The organism is Chenggangzhangella methanolivorans (genome assembly GCF_042648545.1).
In the GTDB taxonomy this organism is placed as follows: domain Bacteria; phylum Pseudomonadota; class Alphaproteobacteria; order Rhizobiales; family Methylopilaceae; genus Methylopila; species Methylopila methanolivorans.
In genome coordinates this window covers 14,806-29,909 of sequence record NZ_JBHRXS010000001.1, presented here as the reverse complement: position 1 = coordinate 29,909, position 15,104 = coordinate 14,806, and the positions used below count along the sequence as shown (strand labels likewise).

The following is a 15,104-nucleotide window of genomic DNA, read 5'->3' as shown; positions in this document are numbered from 1 at the left end:
GGGGGGCCGCCAGTGGGTTATGTTTTCGACTACAGCTGGATCGGGGAGTATTCCGGCGTCCTGCTCAAGGGGCTCTGGCTCACCGTCTGGCTGATCCTCGTCGGCGCGACCTTCGGCGTCGCGCTCGGGATCTTCTGCGCCTGGGTGAGGGCGCTCGGCCCCAAATGGGCGCGGCCGATCGTCGGCGCCTATGTCGAGCTGATCCGGAACACGCCGTTCCTGATCCAGCTGTTCTTCATCTTCTTCGGCCTGCCGTCGCTCGGCGTCCAGATGGGCGAGACGCAGGCCGCGCTGCTCGCGATGATCATCAATCTCGGGGCCTATGGCTGCGAGATCGTGCGCGCCGGCATCCAGGCGACGACCAAGGGCCAGTTCGAGGCCGGCTGGAGCCTGGGGCTCAGCCGGATCGAGACCTTCCGGCACGTGGTGCTGATCCCTGCGCTCCAGCGCATCTGGCCGGCGCTCTCCTCGCAGATCGTCATCGTGATGCTGGGTTCGGCGGTCGTCTCGCAGATCGCGGCGGAAGACATCTCCTACGCGGCGGACTTCATCCAGTCGCGCACCTTCCGTGCGTTTGAGACCTACATCGTCGCGACGCTGATCTACCTCGCGCTGGCGATTCTGCTCCGGCAACTGCTGAAGGGCGTCGGCTGGGTGCTGTTCCCGAAGAGGAGCGCCGCCCGATGATGGAATTCTCCACCTGGGACATCGTGCGCAACCTGCTGCTGGCGGCGCGCTGGACGATCGTGCTGTCGCTCGTCGCCTTCGCGGGCGGCGCGACGGTCGGACTCGTCATCCTGTTCCTCCGCATCTCGAAGCAGAAGGCCGCGCGCGTCTTCGCCGGCGGCTACATCGAGCTCTTTCAGGGCACGCCGCTGCTGATGCAGCTGTTCCTGTCGTTCTTCGGCCTGTCGCTGCTCGGCGTCGAGGTCCCGGCATGGCTCGCGGCGAGCGTCGCGCTCATCCTGTGGACCGCCTCCTTCCTTGCCGAGATCTGGCGCGGCTGCGTGGAGTCGATCCCGAAGGGGCAGTGGGAGGCGTCGGCGAGCCTCGGCATGGGGCGCTTCGAGCAGATGCGCCACGTGATCCTGCCGCAGGCGCTCACCATCGCGATCCCGCCGACGGTCGGCTTCTCGGTGCAGGTCGTGAAGGGCACCTCGCTCACCTCGATCATCGGCTTCACCGAGCTCGCAAAGGCCGGCCAGGTGCTGACCAACGCCACCTTCATGCCCTTCACGGTCTACGGCTTCGTCGCGCTGATCTATTTCGCGCTGTGCTTCCCGCTGTCGAAGTCCAGCCAGTTCCTCGAGAGGAAGCTCAATGTCGCTCATCGAGATCACTGAGGTCCGCAAGAGCTTCGGCGACAACGAGGTCCTCAAGGGCATCGACCTGAACGTCGAGCCGGGCGAGGTCATCGCCATCATCGGCAAGTCGGGCTCGGGCAAGTCGACGCTTCTGCGCTGCATCAACGGGCTCGAGACCATCAACGCCGGCTCGATTCAGGTCGCGGGCGCGCAGCTCGCGACGGACGAGCTTCACCTCAAGGCGCTGCGCCTCAAGGTCGGCATGATCTTCCAGGGCTTCAATCTGTTCCCGCACAAGACCGCGGGGCAGAACGTCATGCTCTCCCAGATGGTGGTGAAGAAGACGCCGAAGCCGCAAGCCGAGGAGATGGCGAAGAAGATGCTCGACCGCGTCGGGCTCGGCCACAAGTTCGACGCCTATCCCGACCAGCTCTCCGGCGGCCAGCAGCAGCGCGTCGCGATCGCTCGTGCGCTCGCCATGCAGCCGGTGGCGCTGCTCTGCGACGAGATCACCTCGGCGCTCGACCCCGAGCTCGTGCAGGAGGTTCTGGCGGTCGTGAAGGAGCTCGCCTCCGAAGGCATGACGCTGCTGATGGTCACCCACGAGATGCGCTTCGCCCGTGACGTCTGCTCGCGCGTCGTCTTCATGCATCTCGGCCGCGTGCACGAAATCGGCCCGCCCGGAGAGGTGTTCGGAAACCCGAAGACGCCCGAGCTCCGACAGTTCCTCGGGCAGACGCACTGAGGCGCGTCGGCGATCACGCTTCGCGGGCCTGAGCCGGCGAGGGCTTGCGCGCGGCGAGACGCTCCTCGATCTGCTGGAAGATCACGAACAGCGCCGGGACGACGAAGACCGACAGCGCGGTCGAGACCGCCATGCCGCTGACGACCGAGACGCCGATCGACTTCGAGGCGTTGGCGCCGGCGCCGTCGGCGAGCACCAGCGGGATCATGCCGAGGATGAAGGCGATCGACGTCATCAGGATCGGCCGGAAGCGCAGCCGCCCGGCGGTCAGCGCCGCCTCGACCAGCGGCCGGCCCTCCTTCGCCCGAAGCTCGCGGGCGTATTCGACGATCAGGATCGCGTTCTTGGCCGCGAGCGCGATCAGCAGCACCAGCCCGATCTGGGTATAGAGCGTGTTCTGGAGCCCGAGCGCGAGCAGCGTCGCGACCGTGCCGCAGAGCGCGAGCGGCGCCGAGACGATGACGGGCATCGGCGCGATCCAGCTGCCGTACTGGCCGGCGAGCACGAAATAGACGAGCAGCAGCGCGAGGCCGAACGCGACATAGACCTGCCCGCCCGCGAGCCGCTCCTGATAGGAGACGCCGGTCCATTCGGCGGCGGTTCCGGCGGGCAGGGTCTCGGCCGCCGCGCGGTCGAGCATCGTCAACGCCTCGCCGGACGAGACGTCGGCCTGCGGGCGCCCGACGATCGTCGCCGCGGGACGGAGATTGTAGAGCGAGATCAGCGACGGGCCGGTGGTCTCCTTCACGCTCGCGAGCGCGCTCAAGGGCACGGAGTCGCCCGATGCGTTCGGGACCTTGAGCCGCGACACCGCCTCGCTCAGGCCGCGCAGCGAGCCTTCGGCCTGGACATAGACCTGGAACACCTGGCCGAACTGCGTGAACTGGTTGACGTAGGCCGAGCCGAGATAGCCTGAGAGCGCCTCGAAGGCGTCGTTGACCGAGACGCCGAGCCTGACGGCCTTGGCGCGGTCGATCGAGACGCCGAGCTGGGGCGCGTCGAAATTCGACGTCACCTGAGCGGCCTGGAGCCGTCCGTCGGCGAGCGCGCGGTTCGCGATCGCGCGGGCGACCTCGGAGAGGCGGCCGAAGTCGGAGGAGCCGTCGGTGAGCTCCACCATCATGGTGAAGCCGCCGGTGTTTCCGACGCCCTGGATGGAGGGCGGCGGAACCACGACCGCGAGCCCGTCGGGCAGCGCCGAGAGCGTCTTCGAGATCCCCTGAAAGAGCGGCAGCAGGTCCTCGTTCTCGCCGCGCTCGTCCCAGGGCGTCAGCATGACGTAGGCGACGCCGGCGTTCGGCAGAGAGGCGTTGCCGTCGAATGGCGAGACGCCCGCCACCGTGATGACGTTCGCGACGCCCGGCTGGCCTTTGAGCCGCGCATCGACGTCGGCGAGCGCCTTGTCGGTGCGCTCGAGCGAGGCGCCGGCCGGCAGCTGGACGGCGGCGATGAGATAGCCCTGATCCTCGATCGGCAGGAAGCCGGCGGGCACGCGATTGAGCCCTGCGACGCCGAGCGCGAGGATCGCCACGGCTGCGGCCGCGACCAGATATTTGACCCGCAGCGCGCGCTCCAGCAGCCGGACGTAGCCGCCCTCGAATGTCGAGAAACCGCGGTCGAACAGGCGGAATGCGAGGTTGCGCCGCGCGAGCGGCTTCGGCGGGCGCATCCAGAGCGCGGCCTGCACGGGTTTGAGCGTCACGGCGTTGATCGCGCTGATGATCGCGGTCGCGGCGATCACGAGCGCGAACTGCTGGTAGAGCTGGCCGGTGAGGCCCGGCAGGAACGCGGCCGGCAGGAACACGGCGATCAGCACGAGCGTCACGCCCATGATGGGGCCGAACAGCTCGTCCATGGCCTTCTCGGCCGCCTGCGGCCCCGGAAGACCCTTCTCCAGATGGCGCGCCGCGCCCTCGACGATGACGATCGCGTCGTCGACCACGATGCCGATCGCGAGCACCAGCGCGAACAGCGTCGACATGTTGATGGTGAAGCCGAGCGCGGCCATCGCCGCGAAGGCGCCGATGATCGTCACCGGCACCGTGGTGGCGGGCACCAGCACGGCGCGCAAGTCCTGCAAAAAGAGCAGGATGACCACGAAGACGATCACGCAGGCCTCGATCAGCGTCTTGTAGACGTCGCGCACGGCGGCGTCGACGAAGGCCGAGGTGTTGAACGGGATCTCGTATGTGAGGCCCGGCGGGAACGACTTCGAAAGCTCCGCCATGCGCGCCTCGACCCGGTCGGCGGTCTCGAGCGCGTTCGCCTCCGGCAGCTGGCTGATCGCGAGCGCGGCGGATGGCCGCCCGTTCATGCGGAACACCTGCGCGTAGGTCTTCGAGCCGAGCTCCACGCGGGCGACGTCGCGCACGCGCGTCGTCGACCCGTCTTCGGCGTTCGACTTGACGATCACGTCCTCGAACTGGCCGACCTGGTCGAGCCGGCCGGAGACGTCGATGACGGTCTGGAAGCCCTGGCCTGTCGGGGCGGGCGGCATGCCGACCTGACCGCCCGGAACCGTCTGGCTTGAGGCCTGGATCGCCGAGACGACGTCGGAGGGCTTGAGGCCGCGGGCCTGCAGGCGGTCCGGATCGAGCCAGACGCGCATGGCGTATTCGCCCGCGCCGAACACCGAGACGTCGCCGACGCCGGGAACGCGCGCGATCGGGTCGCGCAGGTTGATCGAGGCGTAATTCGACAGGAACAGGCTGTCCTTGGCCGGATCCTCCGACGACAGCGTCACGAAGGCGAGGATCGCGGTCGAGCGCTTGCGGACGTTGACCCCTTGCGTCTGCACCGCGCTCGGCAGCTGCGCGGTGGCGGCGTCGACGCGGCTCTTCACCAGCGTCTCGGCCTTGTCGGCGTCGGTCCCGATCTCGAACGTGACGGTGAGCGTGTAGGCGCCGTCGCTCGCGTTCGTCGACTGCATGTAGAGCATCCCGGGCGCGCCGTTGACCTGCCGCTCGATCGGCAGCGCAACTGTGTCGACCAGCGTCTTGGCGCTTGCGCCCGGATAGCGCGCCGTCACCTGTACGGTCGGGGGCGTGACGTCGGGATATTGCGCGACGGGGAGCTTCAGGAACGCGATCGCGCCGATGAGGATCGTCAGCAGCGCGATGACGTTGGCGAGCACCGGGCGCTCGATGAAGAACTTTGCGAACATCGGTCCTGCTCGTCAGCGGGTTTGGACGGAGGGGCTTGTCGAGCCGGCCGCCTGCCGGAACTGTTCCCTGGCCTGCGTCGCCGCCTCGCGCCGGTCGACGGCGTCGCCGGGCCTCGGGCCGGAGGCGACGTTCTGGATGACCCAGTCGGTGGTCATGAGCGCGCCGCGCACCTGCTGGAGCTCGCCGTCGCGCTCGATCAGAGAGACCGAGCGGCGCTCGACGACGCCCTTTTCGGTCACGACGAGCACGTAGCGGCCCTGCTGGTCGGTCCCGATCGCCGAAGGGGGCACGAGCAGCGCGTCCTTCACGGTCTCGACGGGGATGCGCACGCGCACGAACAGGTCCGGCAGCAGGGCGCGGTCGGCGTTTTCGAACACGGCGCGCACCGACAGCGTGCCGGTGTCCGCGGAGGTCTCGGGCGCGGCGTAGTCGAGCCGGCCCTTGATCGGGTAGCCGTCGTCGCCCTTCACGCCGATCTCGATCGGCACGGAGGCGATGTCCTTGCGCGTCAGTCCCCGTTCGCGGGCCTGCCTGCGGATCCGCAGCAGGTCGGCGTCGGAGATCGAGAAGGTCACATGGATCGGATCGAGCTGGACGATGGTCGCGAGCGTCGTGACGCCGCCCGAGCCCACCAGCGCACCGACGTCGGCCTTGTGTTCGGAGACGGCGCCGTCGAAGGGGGCGACGACGGTCGCGTAGCTGAGGTTAAGGCGCGCCTGCACCAGCGAAGCGTCGGCCGCTGCGCGCTGGCCCCTGGCGGACTCCAGCGAATTCTGGGCGTTGTCGACATTTACCTCGGGAGTCGCGCTGGTCTTCAGCAGCTGGCGCTGCCGGTCGAGCGCGCGCTGGGCGTTGTCGAACGTGGCGCCTGACTGCGCGAGGCTCGCCTCGGCCTGCTGGACCTGAGCCTCGTAGAGCTCGGGCTCGATCAGGAACAGGCGCTGGCCGGCTTTGACCTCCGCCCCGTCCTTGTAGTCGATGGACTTCAGGAAGCCGGAAACCCGCGCGATCAGATCGACCCGGTTCACAGCCTTGGCGACGCCGGTCTCGTAGAGATAGCGCGTCGCCGTGACGGGCTTCGGCTGCGCGACGACCGCGACCTTGGGGGCGGGCGGCGCCTTGCTTTCGTCCTTGCAGGCCGCGAGCAGGGTCGCGGCCGCAAAGGCGCAGGCCAAAGGCGTGAAGGCTCTCGTCCGCATCGGTCTGGTCCGTGGTCGCCGTTGGAAAAAAGGCGCGGGCGGCCGGTCGTCGGCCGCCCGCGCCCGTCGTGGTTCAGTTCTGCTGCTTCTGGTCCTTGGCCTTTGCGAGCGCGGCCGTGCAGGTCTCGGAGAGCTGGTCCTTCTTGGACTTCACGCACTCCATGATCCGCCCGCCGCCGGGCGCGATCCCGGCGCAGAGCTGCTTGATCTCGGGCCCGCAGGCCTGGCGCAGCTCCTTGCGGTCGGCCATCGAGAGGGTCTGCGCCGAGGCCGCGAGGGTGAGCACGGGCAGGCTCATGACCGCGAGCGCGAAGGCGGGGGCGATGCGAAGCTGAAGCATGGGAGTTCTCCTTTTCGGGGTGTTGGTCGCCGGAGGGCGAGGAGGGGGGCGCCGCTCAGCGCCGACGGAAGCCGGCGTGGGCGGACCGGAACCCGTGGCCGGCGCGGACGCCGGCGTGCGGGCGGCGGATCACGCCGCCGGCGCAGCCGCGCGGGCCGCAGCCGCCGGCGGCGACTCGGCGCGGGCCGGCGACAACGCCGCCGCACCGACCGCGCGCGCAGCCGCCTGCCGCTTTCACGCGGTGCGGATGGTGCGGGCGGACGTGGTGGTGATGGCGGCCCCAGTGGCCGTACCAGGGGCGGCCCACATAGTGGGCGTTCCAGTAGGCGTGGGAGAAGCCGACGACCGTGACGCCGACGGCGGGCGCGATCACGGGCGACACCACCGTGGCGGAGCCGCGATAGGTCACGCTGACATAGGTCGCCGAGACCCAGCCGCGCTCGCCGTCCCACGACACGTCGCACCAGGTGGTCGCGGCGTTGCAGCCAAAGAGCGTGAGCGGCGCGCGGGAGGGAAGCAGCGCGACTACGGGATAGTTCGAGCTCGGCCCGGCCCGCAGGTTGACGCTTGCGACCGAGACGGCGCCGGTCGCGGCTTGCGCCGACGACGGAGCGAGCGAGGGGAGGGCAAGCGCGGCGAGGGCCGCCGAAAAGGCGAGGGCTTTCATGCGAGGTCTCCTGGGCTTGGGCGTCAAGCGCGTCTCGGGGGCGGGCGCGCCGAAGCCGGGCGTCCGGAAAAGCTTGCGTCTCGAGAGATCTCCGGCGCCTCGCCGGCCGAGGTGGGGGGAACCGCCGGCGAGGCGCGCGGAGGAGGGCGGGTCTAAGGCCCTCGTCGATGGGAGGCGGCGTGGCGGGGGATCACGGCGCCTCCTCCCGCAGGCGGTCGTTCGCCGCCATGCGGGTCTCGTGCGCGGAAGCGGCCTGAGGGTCGTCTTCGGGCGTCGTCTCTTCCGGCAGGAGCTCGATGCACGCCGCGACGGTGTCGATCCGCGGCGCGAAGTCTTCGGTGTCGGGGTCGGTCTGAGGGTCGCTTTCGTCGGGGCAGACGAGTTCGGCCTGCCGAGGCGACGCAGGGTCCGAGAGCGCGCCGACGATCGTCGGCAGCATCAGGGAGAAGGACAGCAGCAGCGCCCCGACGATGCGGGCGGACAGGCGGACGACCTCGCTCATGCGCGCGTCTCCTCGATGGCGGGACGGTTCGGGGACGGGAGGGCCGGCGGCGCGTCGGGCTCGATCACGGCGCCGGGCGGCGCGAACAGAGCGCGGAGGCGGCCCTTCAGCGTGCGGGCGCGGCGCGCGTCGGCGAACATCGCGGCCCATTCGCCGAGCGCGATCCGGACCGGATTGAGGCTCCGCGTTCCGCCCACGAGGCCGTAGCGGAGCGGTTCTGCAGGCGGCGCCGCGAAGGTGCCGAACAGCCGGTCGAACACGATCAGGAGGCCGCCGTAGTTCTTGTCGAGGCACGACGCGTTCGAGGCGTGGTGCACCCGGTGATGCGTCGGCGTGTTGAGAACCCATTCGAGCGGCCCGAGCCTCGGCGCGAGCTCGGAATGGACGAAGAACTGGTAGAGGAGGTTCGCGCCGAGCGTCGCGACGATCGCGATCGGGTGGAAGCCGATCAGCGCGAGCGGCGCGAAGAACAGGAAGGTCCCCGAGATCGCGCCGGTCCAGCCGAGCCGGACCGCCGCGGTGAGGTTGAGCTTGGTGGCCGAGTGGTGGACCGAATGCGTCGCCCACATCCAGCGGATGCGGTGCGAGGCGCGGTGGCGCCAGTAATAGGCGAACTCGACGGCGAGAAAGAGCGCCAGCAGCCCGAGCGGCGTCGCCGCGTCGATCTCGAACAGCCGGTGTTCGTAGAGCAGCGCGAACGGCGCGGCCACGAGGCCGGCCTCGACGAGGCGCACGACGTTCTGGCCGAGCGCGACCCCGAACGAGGCCGCCGTTTCGGCGAGGTCGTGGGTCTCCTCGTGGCGATGGGCGAGGCGGCTCGCGCCGTATTCGAGGGCCATGAAGCCGACGGCCGCGCCGAAGATCGTGGCGCGCACCGCCGGATCCATCGCCATGACGATGGAGTCGGACATCGGAGTCTCCGAGAGGATCGGCTGGGGTCAGCGCGACGGCGCGCGGACCGCGGTGGTCTCGTTCGCGCCGGTGCGCGAGAGTTCGGCGAAGCGGCCCGAGCCCCAGTCGTCGGAGGCGGAGGCGAGGCGCGTCTCGTCCTTGCGGCCGCCATGGACGGCCGCGTGGCTCGACGAGGCCTCCGGCTGGCGGCTGAAGGCGCCTTCGGTCGCGATGGCGCAGGACATGACGGCGACATAGGCCGAGGCGGCGAAGATCTTGGTCATGAGAACAGGTCTCCCTGGGGCCGACCCGAAGAGCGGCCGGCGATGGGGAGGAGACTGGCGTCGCGGCGTCACGCGCCGATCACGCCCCGGCGCCAAAGCGTCGCGTTTCGTCACGACGTGTAACGGCTTGTAAAAATCGCAAGACGCTCTTGCGGTCCGCCGATGCGGCGCCGACAAGTAGGGACCATGAGCGCCGCCGCCATCCTCATCGTCGAGGACGATCCCGACATCGGCCGCATGGTCGGCGACCTGCTGCGCCGCGAGGGCTACGAGGTCGCCCATGTCGAGGACGGGCAGGCGATGGACGCCGCCATGGCGCTCCGGCGGCCGGACCTGATGATCCTCGACCTGATGCTGCCGGGCGAGGACGGCCTCTCGATCTGCCGGCGCGTGCGCGCGGGCGACTGGCTGCCGATCCTGATGCTCACCGCCAGGAACGACGAGATCGACCGCGTGATCGGCCTCGAGGTCGGGGCGGACGACTATCTCGCGAAGCCCTTCGGCCCGCGCGAGCTGGTGGCGCGCGTCCGCGCGCTGCTGCGCCGCGCCGACGCCAGGCCCGCCGCGCCGCCCTCGCGCCGCTTCGCCTTCGACGGCTTTTCGGTCGACGTCGACGCCCGCCAGGCCTTCGAGCCGGGCGGCGAACCGATGACGCTGACCAGCGCCGAGTTCGAGCTGCTCGCCTGCTTCGTGCAGCGGCCGCGGCGCGTGCTCACCCGCGACCAGATCCTCGAATGGACCCATGGGCGCGCGTCCGAACCCTACGACCGGACCGTCGACATGCTGGTCTCGCGCTTGCGCCGAAAACTCGAAAGCGCCGGCGCCGCGCCCGGGCTGATCGCGACGGTGCGCAACGGCGGGTACCTGTTCTCGGCCGTCGTGAGGTCGGCGTCGTGAGAGGACGGCTCAGCCTCGCGACGCGCATCGGCGCCATCATGGTGAGCGCGCTGCTCGCCGCCTGGCTGCTGGCCGCGATCATCTATTACAAGGGGTTCGACGCCGCCGCCGTCGAGGCGCGGCCCTCGCCGGCCCGGGTGGCCGCGATCGTCGAGCTGATCGAGCGGACCGCGCCGGCGGACCGCGATCTCGCGCTCTCGGCGGTGAGCTCGGAGGCGCTGCGGGCGAGCCTCGCGGCGCCGGGCGCAGCGCTCGATCCGAGCCGGACGGATCGCGACTGGCTCGAGCCCTACGCCGCCGCGCTCGGCGGGCGGCCGCTCTCTGTGAGCCTGGACTCGGCCTCCTCGCGCGAGCATCTCTTCCCCAAGCTTTTCGTCTACGCCGCGCCTGCGCTCGAGCTCCGCGTCGGGCTCGCGGACGGCGCGACGCTGATGTTTAAGACGCGCGGGCCGGTCGCGGTGACGCGGTTCGGGCTGCCGGTCGGGCTCGGGGCCGGTCTCATCGGAACGCTGATCGCGCTGGTCGCCCTCATCATCATGCAGCGCGAGACGCGGCCGATCGCGCGCCTCGCCTCGGCGGTCGACGAGATGGAGCTGCTCGACGCTCACACGCCGATACCCGTCCCGCGGCGCGGCGCGCCCGAGGTCCAGGCGTTGGTCGCGGCCTTCAACCGGCTGGGCGAGCGGCTCGCGACGCTTTTGCGGGCCCGCATGGCGCTGCTCGGCGGCATCTCGCACGACGTGCGCACCTTCGCGACGCGGCTGCGGCTGCAGCTCGACCAGATCCCCGACGAGGCCGAGCGCGCCCGCGCCGAAAACGACATCGCGGACATGATCCGCCTGCTCGACGACGCGCTGCTCGCAAGCCGCGCAGGCGCCGGGGAGCTGGTCCAGGAGCTCGTCGAGTTCGACGCCATCGTCCGCAGCGAGGTCGAGGACCGGCAGGCGCTCGGCGCGCCCGTCGCCTTCTCGTCCGACGGCCGCGAGGCGCTCGTGCTCGGCGACCGGGTCGCGCTTCGCCGCATCGCCTCGAACCTCATCGACAACGCCGTCGCCTATGGCCGCGTCGCGCATGTCGGGCTGCGCGTCGCGGACGGGATCGCGACGCTCGCCGTCGAGGACGAGGGGCCCGGAGTTCCGCCGGACAAACGCGCCGAGCTGCTGGAGCCGTTCGTGCGGCTCGAGACCTCGCGCAACCGCCGAACGGGCGGGTCGGGGCTTGGCCTTGCGATCGTTCGCGCGCTCGTCGACGCCCATGGCGCGACGCTCGCCATCGAGGATTCGGCCCATGGCGGCGCGCGGTTCGTGGCGCGCGTTCCGCTGTTTGATCCGCGCGCGGGCGTCTCCGAGGCGGCGGAGGGGTAGCAAGCCTTACGGCTGGCGGGCGCCCTCGGCTCCGGACGGCGTGATCACCACCGTCGCGGTGAGTCCGGCGGTCAGCCCCAGGTCGTCGGGCGTCGCGTCGAGCTTGATGCGGACCGGCACGCGCTGGGCGAGGCGGACCCAAGAGAAGCTCGGATTGACGTTGGCGATGAGGTCGTCGCCGGCTGCGTTGTCGCGGTCGACGATGGCGCGGGCGACGCTCTGGACCCGGCCCTTGAGGTCGTCGGAACGGCCCATCAGGCGCACCGTCGCGACGTCGCCCGTATGGATGCGGGCGATCTTGGTCTCCTCGAAATAGCCCGCGACGTAGAAGGAATCCGAGTCGACGATCGCCACCACCGCCTTGCCCGGGGAGACGTAGTCGCCCGGCCGCAGCAGGAGGTTGGTGACGTGGCCGTTGACCGGCGCGCGCACTTCGGTGCGGGCGAGGTCGAGCTCGGCCTTCTGGCGATCGGCGACGGCGGCGCGCATGGCGGCGTCCGCCGCGTCGACCGCCGCGCGGGCCTGCTCCTTGGACTCTTCCGACAGCGCCGCGCTGGTGAGCTTGTCGCGGCGGTCGGCCTCGCGGCGCTTCTGCTCGAGGTCGGACTGCTTGCCGGCCTCGGTCGCATGGGCGAGGTCGAGCGCGAGGCGAAAGCGCGCCTGATCGACCACGAACAGCACGTCGCCCTTCTTCACCACCTCGTTGTCATGGATGCGCACCTCCGTCACGGCGCCCGAGACGTCGGCCCCGAGCCGGACGATGTCGGCGCGCACGCGGCCGTCGCGCGTCCAGGGATCGTCCATATAGGCGCGCCAGACATAGACGCCGCCGGCGATCCCGCCCGCGACCACGAGGAGCGTCAGGGCGACCCGAAGTCCCGCCTTCCACCACGGCATTTCGAAGATCCTTCTCACTTCAGCAGGGCCACGACGCCGGCGAGCGTCATCGCGTAGGCCGCGAGGTTGAACAGCGCCGGGTGCCAGACCGCGCGGTAGAAGCCGGCGCGCTCGAGGACCATGCGCATCGGCTGCCAGATCAGCGCGGCGAGGACCGCATAGGCGATGAGCGGCGGCACGAAGACGCCGAAGAGATCGACTTCCTTGATCATCAGGCGGCCTCCTTCAGCGGCCCGTGTTCGGGCGCAGGCGTCGGCTCCGCCTCGCCGAACATCCGCGGGTGATGGGCCAGGCCCCCGCGCAGCGCCGCGATCCAGACCGGCGCGTCGGCGGCGTCGGGGCGGTCCGCGAGGCGGGCGTCGAGCGCGGCGTCGAGCGCCCGGTCGAGCTCGGCGAGCGGGGGCGCGGAAGCCTCGCCGCGGGCGAGCCGCCGGAAATGGCGCGCCGTCGCGGCGAGCGCGGAGACGAGCGGCGCGGAGACCTCGTCGGGCAGGTCGCGCGCGACGCCCCGCAGCGCGATGGCGTTGAGGCCGATCCGGATGCTCGCCAGCGCGCCCTGCTCGAGCGCGAGCTGGTTCGGATCCGAGAGGTCGAGCCGACGCATCAGGCCGTCGACCCGGTCGAGGATCCGGCTCTCGAAGGCGACGCGGCTCGGCGCGCTGCGGCCCGCCACCGCCTCGGCGAGGTCGGCGTAAAGGCCCGAGGTCAGGCGCGCCACGGGCCAGGCGGCGCCGATCGGCCGAAGCGCGCTGAGCAGCGCGGCCGCAAGCCCAATGCCGAAGAGCTGGGCGAGCGCGCCGTTGGCGAAGCTTGCGAAATCGGGCGTCATGACGTTGACGAGCCCCATGGCGTTGAGCGCGCCGAGCGCGCTGGCGAGCGCGGGCAGCGTGTAGCGCGGGATGGTCATCGCGTAGGCCGCGGCGAACAGGAAGGGCGCGAGCGCGAGAGCGAGCGCCTCGAAGCCCTCGAGGCCCGGCAAGATCGCGTAGGCGTAGGCGCCGGCGACCACGGAGCCGACCGCGGTCATCTTGAAGAAGCCTCCGGCGGCGGCCGACGGATCGTCGGCCTGCGCGAACAGGCTCATCATCACCGCCGTCATGATCGCCGCGCCTGCGCCGTCCTTCCAGCCGGTCGCGATCCAGAAGGCGCAGACCGCGCCGACCGCGACGAAGGCGCAGAGGCCGGCGACGAAGGCGAGGCCGTGGTCGCGGTAGCGCGCGATGGTGAGCGATGCGTCGTCGCCGTCCCCTGCGCCTGCCGGCCGGGCGCGGTCGAGATCGTCGCGCAGGGCGACGAGGTCTGCGGTCCGCAGCAGCACGGTGCGCTCGATCAGCCGCGCGCGGTCGGCGGCGAGCGCCTCGAAGTCCGGCGTGGCCGACAGGAGCGCGGCCTTGGCCGCCGCCCGCCGGTCAGCGCCCGCTTCCGGCGACATCGCGTCGGCGGCCTGAGCGAGCAGGGGCTCCATCCGCTCGAGCGCAGCCGGACGTTCGGCGCGCAGGATCTCCAGCCGGTCGTGAATCGAGACCAGCAGCGCGAGGAAATTGACGATGCGCGCATGCAGCAGCCTGAGCGCCCGGTTGGAGCGGCGCGTCTCGAGGCTGTCGAACGAGGCCTGGACGCGCAGCCCGTCGAGCGCCGTGACCTTGGCGACGAGCGCACGCCGGTCGGCAAGCACCGCCGCCGGGTCGGGGCGGCCGCGCAGCGTGTCGGCGGCCCAGCGCGAGGCGGAGGACACGACCGAAAGCGTCGCGGCCTTCAGCGTGTCGGCCGCGCTCTGCGGGAACACGATCTGGCTGAGCACGGTCGCGCAGGCGATCCCCACCATGATCTCCGAGCCGCGATCGAGGGCCGCCTGGAAGATCGTGTCCGGGGCCTCGACGGCGGGAAAGGCGATGATCGCGACCGAATAGCCCGACAGCATCGCGCCATAGGCGGCCGGCGCGTCGCGCAGATAGACCGAGGCCGCCACGCATCCGCCGATCCAGAGCGAGACCGCGAGCGCGAACAGCTCCGGCGCGTTCGAGAAGGCGCTCGTGAAGGCGATCGCCGCGACCGCGCCCGCGGCCGTGCCGGCGCCGCGGAACAGCGACTTCGACAGCACCATGCCGGCGAGCGGCTGCGACACGATGAAGACGGTGATCATCGAGGTCGAGGCCTGCGGCAGGTGCACGAGAAAGGCGATGAAGGCCGCCAGCAGCGCCGCCGCGGTGGTGCGCGCGGCGAAGATCAGCTGTTTCGGGTCGGGGGCGCTCACGCCGCGTCTCTCGCGGATTTCTCGGCGCGCGCGCCGAGGCGGGCGAAGACGCGCATGCAGGCCGCGAAGTCCTCCTCCGCGACGTCCTCCACCATGGCGGCGCAGACGTCGGCGACGACGGCACGCAGGCGGTCGACCAGCCGGCGGCCCTCCGGCGTCAGGTGCAGCGTCTTGGCGCGGCGGTCTGAAGCGTCCTCGCGCCGTTCGAGAAAGCCCGCGGCCGCGAGCCGGTCGAGCAGGCGCACGAGCGACGGGCCCTCGATGCCGAGCGAGCGCGCGAGATCGCTCTGTCGCGCGCCTTCGCCCAGCCGTCCGAGATGGACGAGCGGGCGCCAGCTCGCGTCGGTGAGGCCGGATCCGCCGAGCGCGTCGTCGAGCTCGCGCCGCCAGCGGCGGGCCGCGAAGGCGAGCTGGTAGCCGAACTCGGCGGCGTCTGCGGGATCGATGGGTTTCGACATGACCTAATAAATAGGAAGCTATCTAATAGGAGTCTAGCGACTTCCGCAGGAGCGCCGCGCGTGGCTGTCATGCGGCGAGCGCGTTGCTTTCGCCCCCTCGCGTCGCCGTCGGGGGCGTGGCTCTGACCAGATGAGGTA

General features: G+C 70.8%; 16 protein-coding genes. 5 read left to right on the top strand and 11 right to left on the bottom strand.

Annotated features, from left to right (window positions below):
* Nucleotides 1-12: 12 nt before the first annotated feature.
* The 3 genes from ACFOWB_RS00155 to ACFOWB_RS00145 are packed head-to-tail and all read left to right on the top strand — an operon-like array spanning nt 13 to nt 2,049.
* Entirely contained in the window at nt 13-687 is a 675-nt protein-coding gene (locus ACFOWB_RS00155; protein ID WP_261401921.1) for an amino acid ABC transporter permease, read from the top strand.
* The gene (locus ACFOWB_RS00150) at nt 684-1,343 is read left to right on the top strand and encodes an amino acid ABC transporter permease (protein ID WP_261401922.1); all 660 of its coding nucleotides are present in this window, start codon (nt 684-686) and stop codon (nt 1,341-1,343) included. The genes ACFOWB_RS00155 and ACFOWB_RS00150 overlap by 4 nt, the downstream gene beginning before the upstream one ends.
* The gene (locus ACFOWB_RS00145; protein WP_261401923.1) at nt 1,321-2,049 is read left to right on the top strand and encodes an amino acid ABC transporter ATP-binding protein; all 729 of its coding nucleotides are present in this window, start codon (nt 1,321-1,323) and stop codon (nt 2,047-2,049) included. Before ACFOWB_RS00150 ends, ACFOWB_RS00145 begins: the two co-directional genes overlap by 23 nt.
* Nucleotides 2,050-2,062: 13 nt before the next feature.
* Here ACFOWB_RS00145 and ACFOWB_RS00140 read toward each other — a convergent pair whose 3' ends face one another.
* From ACFOWB_RS00140 to ACFOWB_RS00110, 7 genes are all read right to left on the bottom strand, one after another.
* Entirely contained in the window at nt 2,063-5,212 is a 3,150-nt protein-coding gene (locus ACFOWB_RS00140) for an efflux RND transporter permease subunit (RefSeq protein ID WP_261401924.1), read from the bottom strand.
* A gap of 12 nt (nt 5,213-5,224) precedes the next feature.
* Complete coding sequence (locus tag ACFOWB_RS00135) at nt 5,225-6,412, bottom strand: efflux RND transporter periplasmic adaptor subunit (protein ID WP_261401925.1); 1,188 nt, start codon at nt 6,410-6,412, stop codon at nt 5,225-5,227.
* 73 nt (nt 6,413-6,485) lie between these two features.
* A complete protein-coding gene (locus ACFOWB_RS00130; protein WP_378145001.1) occupies nt 6,486-6,752 on the bottom strand; it encodes a cysteine rich repeat-containing protein in 267 nt (88 codons plus the stop codon).
* 55 nt (nt 6,753-6,807) lie between these two features.
* Nucleotides 6,808-7,419, bottom strand: coding sequence for an SH3 domain-containing protein (locus tag ACFOWB_RS00125; protein WP_261401927.1), 612 nt, complete (start codon nt 7,417-7,419; stop codon nt 6,808-6,810).
* A gap of 190 nt (nt 7,420-7,609) precedes the next feature.
* Complete coding sequence (locus ACFOWB_RS00120; protein WP_378144999.1) at nt 7,610-7,921, bottom strand: hypothetical protein; 312 nt, start codon at nt 7,919-7,921, stop codon at nt 7,610-7,612.
* Nucleotides 7,918-8,832: a sterol desaturase family protein gene (locus ACFOWB_RS00115; protein WP_261401929.1), complete on the bottom strand. Its 915-nt coding sequence runs from the start codon at nt 8,830-8,832 to the stop codon at nt 7,918-7,920. The genes ACFOWB_RS00120 and ACFOWB_RS00115 overlap by 4 nt, the downstream gene beginning before the upstream one ends.
* A gap of 27 nt (nt 8,833-8,859) precedes the next feature.
* Nucleotides 8,860-9,096: a hypothetical protein gene (locus ACFOWB_RS00110; protein ID WP_261401930.1), complete on the bottom strand. Its 237-nt coding sequence runs from the start codon at nt 9,094-9,096 to the stop codon at nt 8,860-8,862.
* 186 nt (nt 9,097-9,282) lie between these two features.
* On the opposite strand from ACFOWB_RS00110, the gene ACFOWB_RS00105 reads away from it, so the two are divergent.
* Nucleotides 9,283-9,993: a response regulator gene (locus tag ACFOWB_RS00105; RefSeq protein ID WP_261401931.1), complete on the top strand. Its 711-nt coding sequence runs from the start codon at nt 9,283-9,285 to the stop codon at nt 9,991-9,993.
* Complete coding sequence (locus ACFOWB_RS00100; RefSeq protein ID WP_261401932.1) at nt 9,990-11,357, top strand: sensor histidine kinase; 1,368 nt, start codon at nt 9,990-9,992, stop codon at nt 11,355-11,357. The genes ACFOWB_RS00105 and ACFOWB_RS00100 overlap by 4 nt, the downstream gene beginning before the upstream one ends.
* A 6-nt stretch (nt 11,358-11,363) precedes the next feature.
* Here ACFOWB_RS00100 and ACFOWB_RS00095 read toward each other — a convergent pair whose 3' ends face one another.
* From ACFOWB_RS00095 to ACFOWB_RS00080, 4 genes are read right to left on the bottom strand one after another with little or no spacing between them, the layout of a single operon-like run.
* Nucleotides 11,364-12,254: an efflux RND transporter periplasmic adaptor subunit gene (locus ACFOWB_RS00095; protein ID WP_261401933.1), complete on the bottom strand. Its 891-nt coding sequence runs from the start codon at nt 12,252-12,254 to the stop codon at nt 11,364-11,366.
* 14 nt (nt 12,255-12,268) lie between these two features.
* A complete protein-coding gene (locus ACFOWB_RS00090; RefSeq protein WP_261401934.1) occupies nt 12,269-12,466 on the bottom strand; it encodes a DUF1656 domain-containing protein in 198 nt (65 codons plus the stop codon).
* Nucleotides 12,466-14,508 carry an FUSC family protein gene (locus ACFOWB_RS00085; protein ID WP_261401935.1) on the bottom strand — a complete coding sequence of 681 codons (2,043 nt, stop codon included), beginning with the start codon at nt 14,506-14,508 and terminating at the stop codon, nt 12,466-12,468. Before ACFOWB_RS00085 ends, ACFOWB_RS00090 begins: the two co-directional genes overlap by 1 nt.
* The gene (locus tag ACFOWB_RS00080; protein WP_261401936.1) at nt 14,505-14,966 is read right to left on the bottom strand and encodes a MarR family winged helix-turn-helix transcriptional regulator; all 462 of its coding nucleotides are present in this window, start codon (nt 14,964-14,966) and stop codon (nt 14,505-14,507) included. Before ACFOWB_RS00080 ends, ACFOWB_RS00085 begins: the two co-directional genes overlap by 4 nt.
* Nucleotides 14,967-15,104: the final 138 nt, after the last annotated feature.